General features: G+C 64.6%; 19 protein-coding genes and 1 tRNA gene. 7 read left to right on the forward strand and 13 right to left on the reverse strand.

Annotation, left to right across the window (positions count from 1 at the left end; genetic code table 11):
- Nucleotides 1-18: 18 nt before the first annotated feature.
- Both OSH05_RS14060 and cobS read right to left on the reverse strand, forming a co-directional pair.
- On the reverse strand, nt 19-198 hold the full coding sequence (locus OSH05_RS14060) for a DUF1289 domain-containing protein (protein ID WP_104219930.1): 180 nt from the start codon (nt 196-198) through the stop codon (nt 19-21).
- On the reverse strand, nt 195-986 hold the full coding sequence (cobS, locus tag OSH05_RS14065; RefSeq protein ID WP_104219929.1) for an adenosylcobinamide-GDP ribazoletransferase: 792 nt from the start codon (nt 984-986) through the stop codon (nt 195-197). Before cobS ends, OSH05_RS14060 begins: the two co-directional genes overlap by 4 nt.
- 142 nt (nt 987-1,128) lie before the next feature.
- Between cobS and cobT the strand changes: the two genes are divergently transcribed.
- Nucleotides 1,129-2,157: a nicotinate-nucleotide--dimethylbenzimidazole phosphoribosyltransferase gene (cobT, locus tag OSH05_RS14070; RefSeq protein WP_104220021.1), complete on the forward strand. Its 1,029-nt coding sequence runs from the start codon at nt 1,129-1,131 to the stop codon at nt 2,155-2,157.
- A gap of 5 nt (nt 2,158-2,162) precedes the next feature.
- Here cobT and OSH05_RS14075 read toward each other — a convergent pair whose 3' ends face one another.
- Nucleotides 2,163-3,701, reverse strand: coding sequence for a sensor histidine kinase (locus tag OSH05_RS14075; RefSeq protein ID WP_207778778.1), 1,539 nt, complete (start codon nt 3,699-3,701; stop codon nt 2,163-2,165).
- A gap of 228 nt (nt 3,702-3,929) precedes the next feature.
- Between OSH05_RS14075 and OSH05_RS14080 the strand changes: the two genes are divergently transcribed.
- Nucleotides 3,930-4,415: an Lrp/AsnC family transcriptional regulator gene (locus tag OSH05_RS14080; RefSeq protein ID WP_104220020.1), complete on the forward strand. Its 486-nt coding sequence runs from the start codon at nt 3,930-3,932 to the stop codon at nt 4,413-4,415.
- Nucleotides 4,416-4,433: 18 nt separating this feature from the next.
- Here the strand turns inward: OSH05_RS14080 and OSH05_RS14085 are convergent, their stop codons facing one another.
- From OSH05_RS14085 to OSH05_RS14105, 5 genes are all read right to left on the reverse strand, one after another.
- Complete coding sequence (locus tag OSH05_RS14085; RefSeq protein ID WP_266352481.1) at nt 4,434-5,183, reverse strand: ABC transporter permease; 750 nt, start codon at nt 5,181-5,183, stop codon at nt 4,434-4,436.
- Nucleotides 5,150-5,863 carry an ABC transporter permease gene (locus OSH05_RS14090; RefSeq protein ID WP_207778777.1) on the reverse strand — a complete coding sequence of 238 codons (714 nt, stop codon included), beginning with the start codon at nt 5,861-5,863 and terminating at the stop codon, nt 5,150-5,152. The genes OSH05_RS14085 and OSH05_RS14090 overlap by 34 nt, the downstream gene beginning before the upstream one ends.
- A 69-nt stretch (nt 5,864-5,932) precedes the next feature.
- Nucleotides 5,933-6,700, reverse strand: a complete 768-nt coding sequence (locus OSH05_RS14095) for an ABC transporter substrate-binding protein (protein ID WP_104219925.1) — start codon at nt 6,698-6,700, stop codon at nt 5,933-5,935.
- Between the two features lie 118 nt (nt 6,701-6,818).
- Entirely contained in the window at nt 6,819-7,436 is a 618-nt protein-coding gene (gene mobA, locus OSH05_RS14100; protein WP_104219924.1) for a molybdenum cofactor guanylyltransferase MobA, read from the reverse strand.
- A complete protein-coding gene (locus OSH05_RS14105; protein ID WP_165801634.1) occupies nt 7,433-8,635 on the reverse strand; it encodes a benzoate/H(+) symporter BenE family transporter in 1,203 nt (400 codons plus the stop codon). Before OSH05_RS14105 ends, mobA begins: the two co-directional genes overlap by 4 nt.
- Before the next feature lie 313 nt (nt 8,636-8,948).
- Here OSH05_RS14105 and OSH05_RS14110 point away from each other — a divergent pair, with 313 nt between their 5' ends.
- Nucleotides 8,949-9,626, forward strand: a complete 678-nt coding sequence (locus tag OSH05_RS14110) for a GntR family transcriptional regulator (protein ID WP_104219922.1) — start codon at nt 8,949-8,951, stop codon at nt 9,624-9,626.
- A gap of 90 nt (nt 9,627-9,716) precedes the next feature.
- Nucleotides 9,717-9,977 carry a hypothetical protein gene (locus tag OSH05_RS14115; protein ID WP_104219921.1) on the forward strand — a complete coding sequence of 87 codons (261 nt, stop codon included), beginning with the start codon at nt 9,717-9,719 and terminating at the stop codon, nt 9,975-9,977.
- Between the two features lie 41 nt (nt 9,978-10,018).
- Here the strand turns inward: OSH05_RS14115 and OSH05_RS14120 are convergent, their stop codons facing one another.
- The 3 genes from OSH05_RS14120 to OSH05_RS14130 all read right to left on the reverse strand — a co-directional run bounded on the left by OSH05_RS14120 (nt 10,019) and on the right by OSH05_RS14130 (nt 14,324).
- Entirely contained in the window at nt 10,019-11,845 is a 1,827-nt protein-coding gene (locus tag OSH05_RS14120) for an ABC transporter ATP-binding protein (RefSeq protein ID WP_104219920.1), read from the reverse strand.
- A gap of 400 nt (nt 11,846-12,245) precedes the next feature.
- Entirely contained in the window at nt 12,246-13,310 is a 1,065-nt protein-coding gene (locus tag OSH05_RS14125) for a Gfo/Idh/MocA family protein (RefSeq protein ID WP_104219919.1), read from the reverse strand.
- Between the two features lie 225 nt (nt 13,311-13,535).
- Nucleotides 13,536-14,324 (reverse strand): ThuA domain-containing protein, encoded by a 789-nt coding sequence (locus OSH05_RS14130; RefSeq protein ID WP_104219918.1) that lies wholly within the window; start codon nt 14,322-14,324, stop codon nt 13,536-13,538.
- A gap of 258 nt (nt 14,325-14,582) precedes the next feature.
- Here OSH05_RS14130 and OSH05_RS14135 point away from each other — a divergent pair.
- Nucleotides 14,583-14,657 (forward strand) — tRNA-Val (locus tag OSH05_RS14135).
- A 3-nt stretch (nt 14,658-14,660) separates the two neighbouring features.
- On the opposite strand, the gene mazG is transcribed toward OSH05_RS14135, so the two are convergent.
- A complete protein-coding gene (gene mazG, locus OSH05_RS14140) occupies nt 14,661-15,503 on the reverse strand; it encodes a nucleoside triphosphate pyrophosphohydrolase (RefSeq protein WP_104219917.1) in 843 nt (280 codons plus the stop codon).
- A gap of 99 nt (nt 15,504-15,602) precedes the next feature.
- On the opposite strand from mazG, the gene OSH05_RS14145 reads away from it, so the two are divergent.
- Both OSH05_RS14145 and OSH05_RS14150 read left to right on the forward strand, forming a co-directional pair.
- Nucleotides 15,603-16,355 (forward strand): thioesterase domain-containing protein, encoded by a 753-nt coding sequence (locus OSH05_RS14145; protein WP_133163125.1) that lies wholly within the window; start codon nt 15,603-15,605, stop codon nt 16,353-16,355.
- Nucleotides 16,356-16,386: 31 nt separating this feature from the next.
- Nucleotides 16,387-17,475: an NAD-dependent epimerase/dehydratase family protein gene (locus tag OSH05_RS14150; RefSeq protein ID WP_104219915.1), complete on the forward strand. Its 1,089-nt coding sequence runs from the start codon at nt 16,387-16,389 to the stop codon at nt 17,473-17,475.
- Here OSH05_RS14150 and OSH05_RS14155 read toward each other — a convergent pair.
- Nucleotides 17,472-18,770 (reverse strand): flavin-containing monooxygenase, encoded by a 1,299-nt coding sequence (locus OSH05_RS14155; RefSeq protein WP_104219914.1) that lies wholly within the window; start codon nt 18,768-18,770, stop codon nt 17,472-17,474. The two genes, OSH05_RS14150 and OSH05_RS14155, sit on opposite strands and share 4 nt — an antisense overlap.
- Nucleotides 18,771-18,830 lie beyond the last annotated feature (60 nt).

Genomic DNA, 18,830 nt, shown 5'->3' on the forward strand with positions numbered 1-18,830 from the left:
CGCGACCGAACAAGCGCTCTAGGCCGGCTCGGGTTTTGCCAATTTGGCAAGGCGTGACGCGAGCTCGGTCATGATCCGGGCGCGTTCTCCGTCGCTGAACGAAGACCAGCCGGCGATTTCGGCGAGCGTCCGTCCGCAGCCGAGGCAGGCGCGCCGTTCCGCATCGAGCGCACAGAGCTTGATGCAGGGCGTGATCATCGGAACGCCGCCAACGCGAGCAAGGAGGCGAGGGCGGCGAGCTGCTCGGCCGCGCCGAGAATGTCGCCGGTTCGTCCGCCGATGCGTCGCCGGCTCCAATCGGCCGTGACGACAGTCGCAAGCGCCGCGGCGGCGAGCGATATGAGCGCCGCGAAAACGCCGGCTGTCAGCGATCCGGCGATCATGCCGATACCCGCTCCGATGACGAGCGCCGCTCCCATCGCCTCCTGGTCCGGCGCGCCGAGCGTCGCGGCGAGCCCATCCGGCCGCGCCGGTGGCTCATTCGACCAGAGCCAGACGATCGCCGTGCGGCCGATCGCCTCGGTGGCGACGAGGGCCAGCGCGCCTTGCCAGGGCGAGGCCGGCAGATAGGCTGCGAGCAGGGCGACGCGCAGGCCGACCGAAAGGACCAGCGCCAGCGCGCCATAGGTGCCGATGCGGCTGTCGCGCATGATTTCGAGGCGCCGCTCGATCGTGCGCCCGCCAGCAAGGCCATCGAACGTGTCGGCGAGGCCGTCCTCGTGCAGCGCGCCGGTGAGCGCGATCGTCGCGACCACGGCCAGCAATGCTGCTGCGAGCGGCGGAAGATGCAGCGCCGAGGCAAGCAGCAGTACGATGCCCCCCACAGCCCCGACAAGCGCCCCGACAAGGGGGAAGGCGCGAGCGGCGCGGCGGAAATCAGGAAGTTGCCCGCTCTTGGCTTCGTCGCCCATGGACGGAACGACGGTCAGGAACGCGGTCGCTGCGGCGAGGTCGCGTCCGAGCACGTTTCGGAGATAGGGCTGCATGGGCGAACCATCCATTGCTGCGCCGTGCCTCGCCCGCCGCCTGGCGGTGGCGCATCCGGCGGCGGCGCTTGCGATCGTGACCGCGAGGTTTATAGATCGGCCGCGATCCGCCGACCAGCGACACTCTCCCGAAAGCCGAGCCATGCCCCGATCCGCCACCGGACTTCCCTTCGACGATATTCGCGATCTCGTCGCGGCGATGCCCGTTGCCGACGAGGCGGCGCTGGCGGCGATCCGCGAGCGCGACCGCCAGCTTACCAAGCCGGCCGGTTCGCTGGGGCGGATCGAGGCCATCGTCGAATGGCTGGGCGCCTGGCAGGGAAGGGCGGTTCCCGAGGTCCGCCGGCCATTGGTGGCGATCTTCGCCGGCAATCATGGCGTCACGCGCCATGGTGTTTCGGCCTTCCCCGCCTCCGTCACGCAGCAGATGGTCGAGAATTTCGCCGCTGGCGGCGCCGCGATCAACCAGATCTGCATCGCCTATGATCTAGGCCTCAAGGTCTTCGATCTGGCGCTCGATCTGCCGACCGGCGACATCACGGTCGAGCCGGCGCTGGACGAAGCGGCCTGCGCCGCGACCATGGCGTTCGGCATGGAAGCCACAGCCGGTGGCATCGATCTCCTCGTGCTCGGCGAGATGGGCATCGGCAATACGACGATCGCGGCCGCGGTGTCGGCCGGGCTCTTCGGCGGCCTGGCTTCGGATTGGGTCGGTCCGGGAACCGGGCTCGATGCGGAGGGCATCGCGCGCAAGGTGGCGGTGGTCGAGGCCGCGCTCGCCTTCCACACCGGCCATCTGGACGATCCGCTCGAGGTGCTGCGGCGCCTTGGCGGACGCGAGCTCGCAGCGATTGCGGGCGCCATTCTCGCCGCGCGCATGAGCCGAATCCCTGTCCTGATCGACGGCTATGTTGCGAGCGCCGCTGCGGCGGTGCTCTGGCGGCTCGATCATCATGCGCTGGACCATTGCGAGTTCGGCCATCTCTCGGCCGAGCCCGCGCATGCCCGGCTCCTGGCGCGGATGGGCCGGCAGCCGCTGCTCGATCTCGGCATGCGGCTCGGCGAGGGCAGCGGCGCGGCTCTGGCGGCTGGCCTGGTCAAGGCAGCGGCGCAGATCCATTCCGGCATGGCAACCTTCGCGCAGGCGGGGGTCGCTGATCGCGCCGAATAGGGCAGCTAGCCGGCGCTGCGCCAGCGCGAGCGCGGCTTCGCCTCTTCCTCAGCGATCGGGGCGAGTGGCTCCATGACGCGGGAGCGCGGGAAGCAGATGATCGCTTCCGTGCCCTCGCGCAGCTTCGAGCGGAGTTCGAACGTTCCATCGTGCATTTCGGCCATCGCCTGTACGATGGGCAGGCCCAGACCCGTGCCCTGCTCCGCGCTCTTGATGGCGATCGCGCCCTGGCCGAAAGCGGAGAGGACGATCGGGATTTCCTCCTCGGGAATGCCGGGGCCGTTGTCTCGCACGGAGACATATTCGCCGCCGCCGGCGGTCCAGCCGACGGAGATCGCGATCTCTCCGCCCGGCTGCGTGAACTTGATGGCGTTGGAGAGCAGATTCAGCACCATCTGCCGCACCGCGCGCTCGTCGGCCCAGAGGCGCGGCAGGTTCGGCTCGACCTGGCGAGTGATCTTCTGGCCTTTCTTGCCGGCCCGCAGCCGCATCAGGTTCTCGCAATCCTCCACGAGATGCACCAGCGTCACCGGCTCCTCGTTGAGTTCGTAGCGACCGGCCTCGATGCGCGAGAGATCCAGAATTTCATTGATGAGATCGAGGAGATGCTGGCCGCTCGAATGGATGTCGCCGGCATATTCGCGATAGGTCGCATTCTGCATCGGGCCGAGGACTTCGTTCTGCATCACCTCGGAGAAGCCGAGGATCGCATTGAGCGGCGTGCGCAATTCATGGCTCATCGTGGCGAGGAATCGCGACTTGGCGAGGTTGGCTTCCTCGGCGCGCCGGCGCGATTCGTCCGAGATCGCCTTGGCGGTACCGAGTTCGGCGATGAGCAGGTCCTTCTCGGCGCGATAATGCATCATCGCCATGGTGGCCGCCTGCAGGCGTTGCGACAGCGTCAGGAAGAAGATCTCACTGCCGATCGAGAGGAAGCTGAGCGCCAGATAGAGAACGTCCTGACGGAGCGCGAAGAGCGCCACCATGGTGAGCGCAATCGGAGCGGTGCCGGCCACGGCGCCGGCCGGCAGGCTGGAGGCGAACATGGTGCCGACCGCGAGGATCGTCAGCATCGTCGCGAACTGGAAGATCTCGATGCCCGGTGCATGGACCGTCGACGTCGCGAGCAGTAAGCCGATCCAGGGTAGGCCGTTCAAAAACTCAAAGACAACAAAAGCTTTTGACCATTTTCTTAAGTCTGGCCGGTCAACAGCCTGACGCACGAAACGGCGGCACAGCCAGAAGCCGCCCGCATGAATGACAAGTGTCGCGGCCGCCCAGATGACGATTGCCGGAAGGCGTAGCCAGAGTGTCGCAACGAGGCCGACGAGGACCACGAGCATCGGCAGGGCATAGGCCGCGGCGAGGCGCGTCGTGGCGTAGTGGAGCAGGAGTTCCTGGTCGAAGGCAGGGCTGGTACCGCTGGTCGAGGTCAATCGCTCGCGCAGATCGCGAACCGTGCGCGCGGCTGCCCGCCGCCGCTCGGCGCGGTCGCGGTTCATCAGCGTCTTGTCGTCCGCGGCTTGGGCGGGCCCTGCCTGCATGAATCCGGCTTTCCAGGGTGCGTCTCTCACTGTCGACCCTAAACCATGATGGTTTAAGCCCTCTTTCGATTGGCTGGTTAACGACATGCCAATCGCGCTGGGATTGACAGAGAAGCCCGAGTTCGTCAGGAATATGAGAATGATATTCTATTGAGCGCATGCTTTCGAAGGTCAATTAGAAATTAGTCCTTCGATGTCGGCGAAATGCGATAGCGGAGTTTCGTTATGATTGATCGGCTCGACAGGAAAATCCTCCAGATCCTGCAGGAGGATGCAACGATTCCCGTGGCGGAGATCGGTCGCAGGGTCGGCCTGTCGACGACGCCGTGCTGGCGAAGGATACAGAAGCTGGAGGAAGATGGCGTGATCCTGCGCCGGGTCGCGATACTCGATCCACGCAAAGTCAACGCCAAGGTGACCGTGTTCGTGTCGATCACCACGAGCCAGCACAACGACGAATGGCTGAAGCGTTTCGCCGAGGTTATTCGCGACGTGCCGGAAGTAGTCGAGTTCTATCGCATGAGCGGTCAGGTCGACTATCTGCTGCGCGTCGTTGTGCCCGATATCGAGGCCTATGACGCATTCTACAAGCGGCTGATCTCGAAGATCGACATTGCCGACGTCTCGTCCGCCTTCGCGATGGAGCAGATCAAATTCGCGACGACGCTGCCGCTCAACTATGTGCCGCTCGAGAAGGATAAGAACGTCGTCTGACGTTTCGCCCAGCGTCGTCTACGAGCCGCTATTCGTGGAAACCGACGAGGGCTGCGCGCGTCCAAGGTGGCGCGTGAGCCTGTCTTCCATCCGGTCCCAGAGACGGCGCAGCGTTTCCACCATGGCGAGGTAGAGGACGGCGGCCCAGAGATAGACCTGGAAGTCGAACGAACGGGAATAGGCGAGGCGGGTCGCTCCCATCAGGTCGAAGACGGTGACGATCGCAGCGACCGACGAGCCCTTGATCATCAGGATAATCTCGTTGCCGAGCGGGCGGAGCGCGATGAGGAAGGCCTGCGGGATCACGACGCTACGGAAGACCTGTCCGCGTCGCAGGCCCAGCGACAATGCAGCCTCGATCTGGCCTCGCGGAACGGCAAGGATGGCGCCGCGATAGATCTCCGCCTGATAGGCGGCGGTGTTGAGCGTGAAGGTCAGGACGCAGCAGAAGAAGGCGTCCTTGAACAGCCACCAGAGTCCGATCGCGTCCAGCTCGTGACGGAACTGGCCGGCGCCATAATAGACGAGGAAAGTCTGGGCCAGCAGCGGCGTGCCGCGCACGGCGTAGACATAGGCGAAGGCGATCGCCCGGATCGGCAGGAAGCGGCTCATGCGGGCGAGCGCGATCGGCAGAGCCAGCAAGGCGCCGAAGAAGATGGAGATCGCCACAAGTTCGATCGTGACCAGCAGGCCTTCGAGCATGCGCGGGCCATAGGCGGCGAGAAGTTCCCAGTTCATGCCGTCCTCCTCTGGCCGCGACCCGCCCATCGCTCGATGGCCGAGATTCCGACCGAGGAGACGATCGACATCGCCAGATAAAGCAGGCAGGCGATGCCGAAAAAGAAGAATGGCTCCTTGGTGACGCGCACGGCGAGACTGGTCATGCGCAGCAGGTCGTTGATGGCGATGACGGAGACCAGCGACGTGTCTTTGAGCAGCGCCAGCCAGAGATTGGCGAGGCCGGGCAGGGACAGCCGGACGAGCTGTGGCCAGATGACGAGGCGGAATGTGGTGAAGCGCTTCAGTCCCAGTGACTGCGCCGCCTCATATTGACCGGCCGGAATGTTGCGGAAGGCGCCGAGGAAGACTTCCGAGGAATAGGCCGAGAAGACCACCCCCAGCGCGATCATGCCGGCGAAAAACCCGTTCACCTCGAAATCGCCCGTGACGCCGACAAAAGTCGCTATGCGTCGCAGCAGGATCTGCCCGCCGAAATAGACGATGAAGATAGTGAGCAGTTCCGGCAGGCCGCGGAAGACCGTCGAATAAACATTGCCGAGGGCTCGCGGCAGGAAGGATGAGCTTCGTCGGGCGACAGCGATGAGGAGGCCGAGGGCCAGACCGAAGGGAAGCGTGGCGAGCGCGAGGCGGATCGTCAGGAACGCCCCGGTGAGAAGCTCATCGCCCCAGCCATCGGGCCCGAAGCTCAGGAGTCGAAACAGATCCAACCGGCGCGCCCCTTCCCGTCGCATCCGGAAGGGTAGCCAGCGCGGCCACCCTTCTGGAAGTCGTGTCGATCAGTTCATCCAGATCGAGAAGGGGAAGTACTTCGCGTTGATCTTGTCGTAGGTGCCGTCAGCCTTGATCTCGTTGATCGCCGTCGAAATCGCGTCGCGCAGATCGGTGTCTTCCTTGCGGACCGCCGCGCCGATGCCGCTTCCGATCGGGATATCGGGTCCGACGACCTCGCAGCAGGCACCGTCAGCGGTCTTGAGCCAGTCCATGCCGACGACCTTGTCGACGAACAGCGCGTCGATGCGGCCGGCGACAATGTCGAGATTCACTTCGTCCTGGCTCGGATAGAGCTTCATGTCGAAGCCGGGATAGTTCGCCTCGAGATAGCTGGACTGGATGGTTGACGACTGGGCGCCGAGCGTCTTGCCCTTGAGCGCTTCGGGCGACACGTCCTTCAGGGCCGAAGCCTTCGGGGCGATGAAGGCGGAGGGCGTGTTGTAATAGGCGCGGGAGAAGTCGACGACCTTCTTGCGCTCATCCGTGATGGTCATGGACGAGAAGATCGCATCGAACTTGCCGGCCTGCAGTGCCGGAATGATGCCGTCCCAATCCTGGGCGACGAAGGTGCAGTTCGCCTTCAGCTTCTCGCATACGGCCTTGGCGATGTCGACGTCGAAGCCCTGTATCTGCTGCGCCGAGTCGATGAAGTTGAACGGCGGATAGGCCGCTTCGACGCCGATCCGGATTGTCGACCAATCCTTGGCCTCGGCCCCAGCGACGGCGGAGACCGCGAGCAGTGCCGAAAGGGCGATTTTCTTCAGTGAAAACATGGGTACTACCTCTGAATCTTGCGGCCGACGCGACTTCGGCGCAGGAACCCTGCAAACTCCCCCACGGAGCCCCAGCCTTACGGAATATGCCCAATCCGTAGGCTTGCCGTATGATCCATCACAAATGCGCTTCCGCCGCAAGCAATCCTTCGGCGCGCGCATGTTCCTCGGGTGTATTCACGTTCAGGAACGGGTCAAGGGCTGAGACCAGGAACGGGAAGTCGACAACGGTAAAGCCGATCGTCGCCAGAAACGAGCGGACACCATGGCTCTTCGCCGATCGGCGCCAATCCGCGAGCGTTCCGGAGAGCCCGACAGGCCAGAGCCCGACCACAGGATGGTCGCGCTCGCCCGAGGCGGCGATCACCACGCCGCCGGGGTTCTCCCGTGACGCCGCCTCAAGGCGTTGTACAAGATCGGCGGGGATAAAGGGGGAATCGACAGGCACCGTCGCAAGATAGTCCGGCGCTGGGGCGAGGCTTTCAGCCCAGAGCAGTCCGGCAAGGACGCCGCCGAGCGGTCCGGTATCGGGCAAGTCGTCCTGTAGTATCGGGAGGCCGAGTGCCGAGAAGCGGGCTGGATCGCCATTGGCGTTGATCGCGAGGCGATCGACCTGTGGCACAAGCCGGTCGATCACACGCTCGATCATGAGCCTCCCGCCCAGGGGCAGAAATGCCTTCTCGCGGCCCATGCGCCGCGACTGCCCACCCGCCAGAATGAGGCCTGCTACTGTCATCGCCTCCAGCGTCGGTTGAGGAGCATCAGCGCTCCGCCTGCCACAAGCCCCCAGAATGCAGCACCGATACCGAAAAAGGAAAGCCCTGATGCAGCGGTAACGAAGGTCACCATTGCCGCATCCCGTTCCGCTGGGACGGAGACGGCGCCGGCCAGCGATCCGCCGAAGGCGCCAAACAGGGCGAGGCCCGTCGCGGCCTGGATCAGGACGGGTGGCGCGATTGTGACCAAAGCCGCCGCCGTCGTCGCGCCGAGGCCGAGCAGCACATAGGTGATCGAGCCGGAGACCGACGCGATCCAGCGGCGGCTTGGATGGGGGTGTGCGTCCGGCCCGGCGCAAAGCGCCGCTGTGATGGCCGCGAGATTGAGGGTATGGCCGCCGAAGGGAGCGACGAGGATGCTCGCAATGCCAGTGCCGACGAAGATCGGCCGGAGCGGCGGATCGTAGCCATTGATCTTCAGCACCGCGAGGCCGGGAAGGTTCTGCGAGGCCATGGTGACGATGAACAGCGGTATAGCGATCGAGATCACGGATTGTGCCGAGAGCGCCGGCCAAACGAAGGTGAGGTCCGGAACGAGGCTCGGCAATTCGTGACCGCCGGCCGGGGCATGCAGTGCGATCATGATGATCGCCGTCGCCACGGCGGCGGGAACTGCCCAGATCTTGCGGATGCGGCCGACGATCGCCCAGACCAGGATGATCGGAAGCGCCAGCGCAGGCTCCGCTGCCACGGCCTTGGCCGGGGCTAGGCAGAGGCCGAGCAGGATGCCGGCAAGCATGGCATTGGCCAGCACGGTCGGAATCGACGAGACGAGCCGCCCGAACGGCTTGATGAGTCCCACTGCGATGATGAGGACGCCTGTCACCATGAAGGCGCCAAGCGCCGCCGGATAGCCGCCATCGATGATGCCGGTCGCGGCCAGCAGCACTGATCCCGGCGTCGACCAGGCGATGATGATCGGAATACGATAGCGGCGGCTGAGCAGGACCGAGAGCAGCGCCTGCGCCACGCAGATGGCCAGCAGGCCGGAGGCCGCCTGCTGGCGGGTCGCGCCTACGGCAATGAAGCCCTGCAGCACGACGGTGAACACGCCGGCGAAGCCGACGATGGCCGCGATGGTGCCCGCAATGATGGGCTGGAAGTCATGGCCGCGTGCAAGACCGGCGCGATCGTCATCGGGACTGGCCGTGGGGTCCATGTCGGAATCCATTGGTAAGAGCGTCATGAATTGTTAGATTGGATCCAATCGACAGGCAAGGGTCGGAGCCGATGGTCTTGTTCGTTGGAAGGGATGCACGGCATCGTGGGGAGGGAAGCCAAATCCATGACTGCTATTCCGCTGCCCATGCCGCAGACCCCGGCCCCAGCCCCAGCCCAAGCCCCGCCGTCATCCAAGGCGGCGCGCCAGCTCAGACCCGGGAGCCATCCAGCCGGAGCGGAAATTGGTGTGGTGCCTCGGCTGCAAGGATCCCGGCTTTCGCCGGGATGACGGAAGTTGGGGAGGCACCGCGTTGACGGACACCCTGGCCCAACTGGTCCGGTCCGTCGGAGCGCCGCGATACCGGACCGCGACGGAATATGTCGAGGCAACGCTGAAGGCGGCCATCCTCTCGGGGACGCTCGCGCCGGGAACGCCCTTGCGGCAGGAGGAACTGGCGGCCGCTTTTCAGATGAGCCGCATGCCGATCCGGGAGGCGTTGCGCCAATTGGAGGCGCAGGCGCTGGTCGATTTCGAGCCGCACAAGGGCGCGGTCGTCGTTGGTATCACTTTGCTGGAATCGCTCGACAACTACGCCATCCGCAGCGCGCTCGAGCCGCAGGCGCTACGGCTGTCGCTGCCGCATCTCACCGAGGCGGATTTCGAAATCGCCGAGGAAATCCTGCAGGAGATCGACGGCGAGGGCGATGTCGGGCGCATGGGCGAACTCAATCGCCGCTTCCACATGACGCTCTATGCCCAGGCGGGCCTGCCACGCCTGATCGCGCTGACCGAGCAGCACCTGGCCGCAGCCGACCGGCATCTGCGCTTCCATCTCGCCGCGTCCGGCGATATGGGGCAGGCTGAGCATCGCAGCTTGCTCGCCGCCTGCATGCGCGGCGATGAGGCGGAAGCCGTCGAAATCCTCGCCATGCATCACCGGCGCGCGATGGAGCGGATTCGTGAATTCTTCGAGAGCAGGACCGGCTAGCCGGAAGAGCCAAATCCACGGGAACGCATTCGATCTTGAGTCGTTTGCCCATCAGTCGGCGCGGTGCGCCGAAGCGATGGAGGATCCAATATGAAGAAGATACTGGCCCTTGGCGCGATGCTCGCCATCGCCGTTCCTTTCACCGTCGTTCCGGCGGAAGCCGTCAGCTCCAGCTCGGCCCGGCAAACCTGCATCACGGCGGCCGCTAAGCAGCATGGCGACCTGCAGGGCAATGTGCAGGTCCGCAAGGTCTCCAAGCAGGGCTCCGGCTATCAGGTCAATCTCCAGATCCAGGGCGCCGAGATCAACTGCATAGTCACCAGCAGTGGCAAGATCCGCTACATGAACTGATCTGGCGAGCGGGCGGCTTAACGCCGCCCGCTTACATTGCTTTACGCCGCGACGTCGAGGCCCTTGGCGAGTTCCTGGGCCTGGCGTTCGAACAGGCGGCGGTAGATACCATCCTCCCGCTGGACCAGCGCGCCATGCGTGCCTTCCTCTGCGATTGTGCCGCGATCGAAAACCAGCAAACGGTCCATCGAGCGAACCGTCGAGAGGCGATGTGCGATGACGATCGCAGTCCGCCCCTCCATCAGCCTTTCCATCGCTTCCTGGATCAGCGCTTCCGATTCCGAATCGAGGCTGGACGTGGCCTCGTCGAGGATCAGCACCGGCGCATCGGCTAGGAAGGCGCGTGCCAATGCGACGCGCTGGCGCTCGCCGCCCGAGAGCTTGACGCCGCGTTCACCGACCAGCGTCTGATAGCCCTTCGGCAGCCGTTCGATGAAATCATGCGCATTGGCGAGTTTCGCCGCCGCGACGATTTCCGCCATGGACGCGCTGGGGCGCGCATAGGCGATGTTCTCGCTGATCGAGCGATGAAACAGGATCGGCTCCTGTTGCACGATCGCTATCTCGGCCCGCAGCGAGGACTGCGTGACATGGGCGATGTCCTGCCCGTCAATCACGATGCGGCCCTTGTTGACGTCATAGAGCCGCTGGATCAGCTTGACGAAGGTCGTCTTGCCCGATCCGGAGTAGCCAACAAGGCCGATTTTCTCGCCGGCCGAGATGGTTACGTTGAAGTCCTCATAGAGCGGCGTGACGTGACCCGCATAGTGGAACGTCACGTTCTCGAAGCGGATCTCGCCAGCGCCAATGCGCATCGGTGTGGCGCCGGGCCGATCTTCGACGCCGAGCGGAAGCATTTCCAGCGCCACCAGTTCCTCCATGTCGTTCACCGCGCGCTGAAGGTTGCGGACATGCATGCCGACATCAAGCAGATAGCCTTCGAGCACGAAGAACGAGGTCAGCACGAAGGTGACATCGCCCGGCGTCGCCCGGCCGTTCCACCACAGCCAAAGGACGAGGCCGATGACGGCCCCGCGCAGGATGACGACCATCGCGTTCTGCGCCGTGCCGTTGTTGGTGCCGCGCACCCAGGTGCGGCTCGTCCGGCTGCGCCACTTGGCGAGGACGCCGCCCAGCCGCGCATCCTCGCGCGCCTCGGCCCCGAAGGCCTTGACCACGGAATTGCAGCTTACAGCGTCGGCGAGCACGCCGCCGAGCTTGGTGTCCCATTTGTTGGCGAGGCTTGCCGCCGGCGCGACATAGACGAGCGACAGCGTGATGGTGACGGCAAGGTAGATCACCGTTCCTACCGCGACGATCAGGCCCATTGCCGGCCAGTAGAGACCGAGCAGCACCGCCGTGCCGACGAGCACGACCAGCGAGGGCAGCAGCGCCAGCAGGAGCGTGTCGTTCAACTGGTCCAGCGCCCACATGCCGCGCGTGATCTTGCGCACTGTTGAGCCGGCGAAGTTGTTGGCTTGCCAGTTGGTCGAGAAGCGCTGGACTCGGAAGAAGGCGTCCTGCGCCACGCTCGACATGATGCCCAGCGTCAGGCGGATGATGCCCATAAAGGCCAGGTGGCGAGCCACGACCATGCCGATGCTGAGCGCCATCACGACGAGGAAGGCATTCGTGGCCGAGGCCATGGCCGCGTCGCGGTTCGGCGTGCCGGAAGCGAGCGCATCGACGATGCGGCCGGCGAAGAGGGGCAGCAGGACATGCGCGCCCGTTTCCAGAAGCATGGCCGACGCCGTGAACAGCGCGGCCGCCTTCTCCTCCCGCCAGCGGTGGAAGGTGAAGCCGAGGACCGTCGGAAACGGGCCGGAGAGCCAGCGGCCCTGCCGCCGCGAAGGAAGAAGACGAACCATGATGATATCCCGGACGCGCAGGGCGCGGCTCCGGCCTCAAAAGGAATGACGATCGGCGGACGGAAGCCCAAAGGGCGTGTCGTCACGCTGCGAAGATGAAAAGCGGGGAGGGAGGGCAGCTACGCCGCGGCGATATGCCGGGGCGGGCGCCGGTCGTCCAAACTAGCGCCCGGCCTCAGCCGTAGCCGGGAAGCCTGATGCGGCAGCCATACTCATCGATGCCATGCAGTCCTCCCTTGTTGGACGTTGAGCGAAGCGGTCTTCTACCCTAGCGGGGCGCAGACGGCAAGACGCCGACGCGGCATTCGGCCGCATCGGCGCTTCGTAGCGTCAGGGTCGTTGCCGATCGGCCACAGGCTGCGATCGGTGGAAACAGTCCGGTCGAAACCGGACCGTTCGGTCAACTGGCGACGGCGGGAGCCGCGGCGTTCAGGGCGCGGGCGGCGTCCTGGGCGAAGCATAGATCCAAAATGCGCTGCACCTCGGCGGCGCGGCGGAAGGTCGGATCGCCATTGACGCCGGTGTTGCAGGCGATGACGAAACGCTCATAGGTGGTCGGAACCGGCGGGCAGACGACATCCTTCCAGACCTGGGTGTCGATGTCGGGGCCGGAGCATATCTTGAGCGACGAGGCCTTGCCGTCGGTCTTCACGTCGAGTGCGCCCGCCGTGCCAAACAGGCGCAGCGTCAGGTCGTTCGCATGGCCGGTGGCGAAGCGGGTCGCGGTGATCGTGCCGAGCGCGCCGTTGGCGAGTTCGGCCGTCATGACGACGCTGTCATTGGCGTCGAGCGGATAGTCGCCGATCTTGTCGCCCTCGGCCTTGTGGAATGTCTTTAGGCGGCTGTCGACATTGGCGACGGCGCTGTCAGCGGCGAAGGTCGCGAAATCGACGATGTGGACGCCGACATCGCCAAGCACGCCCTTCGAGCCGTGCTGCTCGGACAGGCGCCAGAGCCAGCGCGATTCGGTCCGCCAGTCGCCCCACTGCTTGCCGACCAGCCAGCTCTGCAGATAGGACGCCTCGAAATGGCGGATCTCTCCGATCGCGCCGGCAGCCACCAGTTCGCGCGCCTTCTGCAGTGCCGGCGAGTTGCGATAGGTAAAGTTCACCATGTTGATGACGCCCTTCGCCTCGGCCGTTTCGGCCATCTCAAGGGCGAGGGGATAATTGGTCGCCAGCGGCTTCTCGCAGAAGACGTGCTTGCCGGCCTCGAGCAGGCGCATCGTCGTGGGATAATGCACGGCATCCGGCGTCACATTGGCGACGGCATCAAATCCGCCCCAGGCGATCGCCGATTCGAGATCGGCAAAGAGGTTGGTGATGCCGAACTGCTTGCCGAACACCTCGCGACGCGCAGCGTCGGTCTCGATGGCCGCGACGACTTCGCTGTTCTTCGCGGCGCGGAAGGATTCGGCATGGTTCACGGCCATGCTGCCGGTGCCGAGAATGAGAATCTTGACCATGATGGGGTTCGCTCTTGGAGGGGTAGGAGCAGGAGGTCCGGGTGCCTCGGTCCTGTGTCGGGTTTCCCCGCCCAGGGGGTGCTTCGAATGGCCGGCGCGGCTTCGCGGCCCGGAAACTGTCTCGCCGCCCGTTCGCGTCATCCCAGGTCTTCGCCCGGGATGACGGCGGATCAATGGCCGAGAGGCGGGATAGCTCCACCGAGATCGGCGGCTCTGTTCTCCGCCTCAGCGGAAGCCGGCCTCGCCGGGCTTGTGCAGCGTGCCGCCCTTGATCGTCAGCGGGCCATTCGGCGCCTTGTCGGCCGGGGTGTTCGGCGCCTTGGCGATGCCGGCCCAAGCCGGAGCCGGGTTGTAGGCCCATTTCACCGCGTTCTGGAGGACGCGCTTGACGTCCGGGTTGTAGTAGATCGGGTATGTCTCGTGGCCGGGCGAGAAGTAGAAGACCTTGCCGCCGCCGCGCGTCCAGGTGAGGCCCGAACGGAAAACTTCACCGCCCTCATACCAGGTGACGAACACCGTCTCCTGTGGCTCGGGAACCGTGAAGGGTTCGCCATACATTTCGGTCTGCTCGATCTCGAAATAGTCCGAGAGACCCTGCGCGATCGGATGGTTGCGATTGATGACCCATACGCGCTCCTTCTCGCCGGCCTCGCGCCACTTCAGCGAACAGGGCGTGCCCATCAGCTTCCTGAAGATCTTCGAGAAATGGCCGGAATGCAGGACAATGAGGCCCATGCCTTCCCAGACGCGGTTGGCGACGCGTTCGACAATGGCATCGGAAACCTCGCCATGCGCCTTGTGGCCCCACCACACCAGCACGTCGGTCTCGGCAAGGCGCGCCTCAGAAAGGCCGTGCTCCGGCTCCTGCAGCGTCGCGGTCGAGGACTTCAGCACCGGGTCCTCGGCGAGCGCCTTGGCGATCGTCGTGTGCATGCCTTCCGGATAAATGGCGCGGACTGTCTCGTTCTCCTGCTCGTGGACGTTCTCGCCCCAGACGACGACGCGGATGGTCATGGAGACTTCCTCCCTTGCGGTTGTGGATTGTTTTGATTCGGCCTCCCAGGAGGTGGCCGGTGCCGGTTAAAGGCAGCGATGGCTGCTGCGCGTGAACTCCGTCCAAAGCGCTTTGGATGCCCTTTGCAGTATGTATAGCGCGCGCGGCGCCGGGTGCAATATCGCGTCGATCACCAATGAGCGGAGGATCGCCTGATCCCCCGCCTTGACTTCGCTTCACGCCGGATTCTATATGCGGCGACCCGAACGATGGGTCGAGGGCGGTTAGCTCAGCGGGAGAGCATTCGCTTCACACGCGAAGGGTCACTGGTTCAATCCCAGTACCGCCCACCATTTTCATGACGATCCCGAAGCGGCGGCCTTGCCCTTCGCCTCCACCCAGAGCGCTTCCATCTCATCCAGCGACGCTGATCCGAGCGGCGTCCCTCGCGTGGCGAGGCTCGTTTCGATGTGTCGGAAACGCCGCTTGAACTTTTCGTTTGTGCCGCGCAGCGCCGCGTCCGGATCAACGTCGACATGTCGTGCGAGATTAGCGACGGCGAAAAGCAGGTCGCCGATCTCGTCCTGAATCCGATCGGGTGACCGGGTTTCCGCGTCGAGTTCTTCCTCGATCTCGGCGATCTCCTCGCGGATCTTGGCGAGCACGGCACGCGGATCGTTCCAGTCGAACCCGACCGTGCCAGCCTTCTTCTGAAGCTTCACCGCGCGGGCAAGCGCCGTCATGCCCGCCGGTATGTCATCCAGCAGGCTGGACGCTGATGCCAATTCGCTGGATGCGCCGCGCCGCTCCGCGCGCAGACGCTTCTCCTCGGCCTTGATCTTCTCCCAGAAGCCTTTGGCCGAGCCAGCGCTCCGTGCTTCCTCGCTGCCGAAGACATGCGGGTGACGGCGGATCATCTTCGATGTGATCGCCATGACCACGTCACCAAAGGCGAAGGCGCCGGCCTCGGCCGCCATCTGGGCATGATAGACGACCTGCAGCAGCAGATCGCCCAGTTCCTCTTCCAGATCCAGCATGTCGCCGCGCTCGATCGCATCGGCAACCTCGTAGGCCTCCTCAATCGTGTACGGAGCGATCGAGGCGAAGTTCTGGACAATGTCCCATGGGCAGCCCGTCGCTGGATCGCGGAGCGCAACCATGATCTCGATGAGGCGTTGGATGTCGGTCGAGGGCTGCATGGCATGTTTCCAGGGCGGGATGTGTAATTTGTGTCACTTGCACGCTGTTTGGCCCTTCACCTATAGTTCGGATCATTCGAAACGGAAGCGGAGGATGCCGTGAGAATCGGAGCGCGGGGCTGTGTTCTATTTCTCATCGCCATGCTTGCGGGAACGTTGGCGGTCGGACCTGTCTCGGCTGCAGCCGTCGACGATCCTTCTCCAGCTGTTGCCGCCAAGCCTCTGACGAAAACCAGCTCAGCGGAAGCGCCGGTCAAGAAGCAAAACCGGTCCGCAGCGAAGGCCAAGCCGAAGGTCGCGCCGGCCAATCCGGACTTGAAGCCAACCGGCGCCGCCAATGTCTATTTGTTCCGCGGCTTCATGGGTGTGTTCTCGCTCGGCATGGACGAGCTGAACGAGAAACTGAAGGCGAAGGGCGTCAAGACCAAGCTGCTCGGTCATACGGGCTGGGCGAGTGTCGTCAACGAGATCGTCGCCGAGTCGGCGCGCAATCCGAAAGGCCAATATCCGATCGTCCTCGTCGGCCATTCGCTCGGCGCCAATGCGGCGCTCGTGCTGGCGCGTGAGCTTGGCGAGAAGGGTATTTCGGTCAATCTCGTGCTGACGATCGACCCGACCGTGTCGCAACCTGTAACGCCTACCGTCCGGCGCTATCTCAATATCTATCAGGCCAACAACGGCTTGGGCGTTGCTCTCAACCCGTCGGGTCTGCCCCCGAGCCGGCTCCTGAACTACAATACCTGGGAGCACAAAAACCTGACCAAGCCCGATGTCACGCATTTCACGCTGGACAAGAACAACGATGTCCAGCAGCAGATGTACGATGCGATCATGAAGGCGCTGAAGCGCTGACCTTCGCAAGATAGAGGCTGGGCCTGAACGTATGACGCTATCCTCCGTTGCGATGTTCCCTGCGCGTGTCATCGTCACGGGGGCCAGCGGTCATCTCGGGGGGTGGATCGCCGCTATATTGGTCGAGCGCGGCCATGAGGTGCTAGGCACTTCGGGGCCGGGCGAAGATCCGCGTGACATCCGGGACCGTCTCGTGGCGGCTGGTGTCGACCGCCGGCGGTTCGACATGGTCACGCTCGATCTGCTCGCCGAGGAAGACCTGGCCGGCCTCCTGGCAGGTCGCGAGGCGCTGATCCATGTCGCGGCGCCGATCCCGCTTCACCTTCCCGAGGCGTCGCCTTCCATGCTGAGGGCGGCACGCGAGGGCACGCGGCGAATTCTGGAATCAGCTGCGACGGCTGGCGTCCGCCGTATCGTCTCGACCTCCTCGATCATGGCCGCGGTCTATGGCCCCGGGCATGGGTCGCCCGGATTGCTTCAGGAAACCGATTGGTCGGCGCCGGAGACGGAGCCGATGACGGCCTATGCCATCGCCAAGACCGAGGCGGAGCGGGAATCTTGGCGCTGCGCGACGGAATTGGCGCTCGACTTGACGGTAGTCAATCCAGGTGTGCTGCTCGGGCCGGGCCTCACCGGCTCTGTCTCAGCCTCGCTGAACGTGTTTCATGAGGCGCTGGCTGGGAGGGCGACCATCAGCCCGCGCGTCCTGTTGCCAGTGGCGGATGTGCGCGACGTCGCGCGGCTGCATGTCGACGCGCTGGCGGCTCCAGCCTCGATCGGCGAGCGGATCTTCTGCGTTTCCGAACAGGTGTGGCTCATCGATCTCATCGAGATGATCCGCGCCGAATCCGGACTGGACACGTTGCCTGCCCCCCGCCTGCTGCATGATGAACTCGCGCGAAAGATCGCCGATTCCTTCTCGATGCTCCGGTATCTTCGCTATGACATCGGCGAGAGCCGAGCGATCGACCGGGGCAAGGCGGCCAAGCTCGTTGGGGCCCGTTGGCGGCCGCTCGCCGAGACGGTTCGTGACACGATCGCCTATTTGCGCGAGGTCTTTCCGGACCTCCGCCAGCCGGCGGGAAGCGCGCCGCGCCCGATTGTGAAGGCTCCCGTCTAGGCTGCCTTGGCGCGGCCGAGTTCGCGGCGCAGTGCGTCGCCGAGGTCATAGGTATCGACCTCGATCGCGTGGCGCGGCGTCCGTTCGAAATTCCAATGCGGCGCCGCCTGTTCCGCCGCGATGCGCTGTTCGATATCGGCCGGGCGGTCGAGCCGGCCTGCGATCTGCGCGGCGATCACACGGGCCTGAAGTTCGGCGAGCGGCCAGATGCAGCCGATCGGCTGGAACAGGCCGACGAAATCGAGCGTCGGATAACCGACCGGCATCATCTTCAGATAGAGCGGCACGTCGAGCGCGCCCTCCCAGTCGAACAGCCCCGGCTCGAAGAAGGGGAACGAAATGCGGTAGCCGGTCGCATAGATCACGGTATCAAACGGCTCGGCGCCGCCATCGGCGAAGCGCACGACCTCGCCGTCGAGCCGCTCGATGCCGACGCGCGGATGCACGCGGCCATGGCGGATCAGATAGAGCAGCTCGGAATTGAGCGTGGGATGCATCTCCATGATCCGCCGCGACGGCTCCTGCAGCCCGTAGCGCGAATAGGGTCCGACCAACAGCTTGAGCATGCGATCCAGAACACGCTGGCGCAGCCATTTCGGCAGCCTGCGGATCTTGCGATAGGCGATGTCGACCGGCAGGCCGAACACGACCTTGGGCACGATGTGATAGCCGCGCCGCATGCTGATGGCCGTGAAGGCCGAGACGCGCGAGGTTTCCACCGCGATGTCACAGGCCGAATTGCCCCCGCCGACGACGAGGACGCGCTTGTCGCGAAAGGGTTCGGCTCGGCGATAGTCATGCGCGTGCAGTATCTCGCCGTCGAACGTGCCCGGATAGTCCGGCCAGTTCGGCTTCCAGTGATGGCCGGAACAGACGATCAGCCGGTCGACGATCTCTTCGCTCGGCCCCTCCGGCGCCAGGAGTAGAAGCCGCCAGCGGCCGTCCGCTTCGAGAGTCGCGTGTTCGAGGCGGGTATTGAAGCGGATAAAGCGCTCCAGCCCGAACTCGGCCGCATAGCCGCGGAAATAGTCGAGCAACTGCCGGTGCGAAGGGAAGTCCGGGTAGCTGCGTGGCATCGGATAGTCGGAATATTGCGACAGCCGCCGGGACGAGATGATGTGCGTCGTCTCGTAGACGCTCGCATGGCCGGACGTGTCCCGGTAGACCCAGTTTCCACCGACCTCAGCCTGTGCCTCGACGGCGAAGAGATTGTCGCAACCTGCCTCGACGAGTGTCTTGATCGCCGCCAGGCCTGAAGGGCCTGCGCCGATGATCGCTATCCGGGGCTGCTTCATCGATCCTCCGCTCCGATGCTGCGAGGAACTCTAGCGGGCCTTGCCTCGAGACAGAAGGCG

The sequence above is a fragment of the Kaistia algarum genome (genome assembly GCF_026343945.1).
Classification (GTDB): Bacteria; Pseudomonadota; Alphaproteobacteria; order Rhizobiales; family Kaistiaceae; genus Kaistia; species Kaistia algarum.

What these genes read in the sequence shown, in the direction of transcription:
- OSH05_RS14060 (WP_104219930.1), bottom strand. Translation starts at nt 198, where the DNA reads ATGATCACGCCCTGCATCAAGCTCTGTGCGCTCGATGCGGAACGGCGC.
- cobS (WP_104219929.1), bottom strand. Translation starts at nt 986, where the DNA reads ATGCAGCCCTATCTCCGAAACGTGCTCGGACGCGACCTCGCCGCAGCG.
- cobT (WP_104220021.1), top strand. Translation starts at nt 1,129, where the DNA reads ATGCCCCGATCCGCCACCGGACTTCCCTTCGACGATATTCGCGATCTC.
- OSH05_RS14075 (WP_207778778.1), bottom strand. Translation starts at nt 3,701, where the DNA reads ATGCAGGCAGGGCCCGCCCAAGCCGCGGACGACAAGACGCTGATGAAC.
- OSH05_RS14085 (WP_266352481.1), bottom strand. Translation starts at nt 5,183, where the DNA reads ATGGGCGGGTCGCGGCCAGAGGAGGACGGCATGAACTGGGAACTTCTC.
- OSH05_RS14095 (WP_104219925.1), bottom strand. Translation starts at nt 6,700, where the DNA reads ATGTTTTCACTGAAGAAAATCGCCCTTTCGGCACTGCTCGCGGTCTCC.
- mobA (WP_104219924.1), bottom strand. Translation starts at nt 7,436, where the DNA reads ATGACAGTAGCAGGCCTCATTCTGGCGGGTGGGCAGTCGCGGCGCATG.
- OSH05_RS14105 (WP_165801634.1), bottom strand. Translation starts at nt 8,635, where the DNA reads ATGGACCCCACGGCCAGTCCCGATGACGATCGCGCCGGTCTTGCACGC.
- OSH05_RS14115 (WP_104219921.1), top strand. Translation starts at nt 9,717, where the DNA reads ATGAAGAAGATACTGGCCCTTGGCGCGATGCTCGCCATCGCCGTTCCT.
- OSH05_RS14120 (WP_104219920.1), bottom strand. Translation starts at nt 11,845, where the DNA reads ATGGTTCGTCTTCTTCCTTCGCGGCGGCAGGGCCGCTGGCTCTCCGGC.
- OSH05_RS14125 (WP_104219919.1), bottom strand. Translation starts at nt 13,310, where the DNA reads ATGGTCAAGATTCTCATTCTCGGCACCGGCAGCATGGCCGTGAACCAT.
- OSH05_RS14130 (WP_104219918.1), bottom strand. Translation starts at nt 14,324, where the DNA reads ATGACCATCCGCGTCGTCGTCTGGGGCGAGAACGTCCACGAGCAGGAG.
- mazG (WP_104219917.1), bottom strand. Translation starts at nt 15,503, where the DNA reads ATGCAGCCCTCGACCGACATCCAACGCCTCATCGAGATCATGGTTGCG.
- OSH05_RS14150 (WP_104219915.1), top strand. Translation starts at nt 16,387, where the DNA reads ATGACGCTATCCTCCGTTGCGATGTTCCCTGCGCGTGTCATCGTCACG.
- OSH05_RS14155 (WP_104219914.1), bottom strand. Translation starts at nt 18,770, where the DNA reads ATGAAGCAGCCCCGGATAGCGATCATCGGCGCAGGCCCTTCAGGCCTG.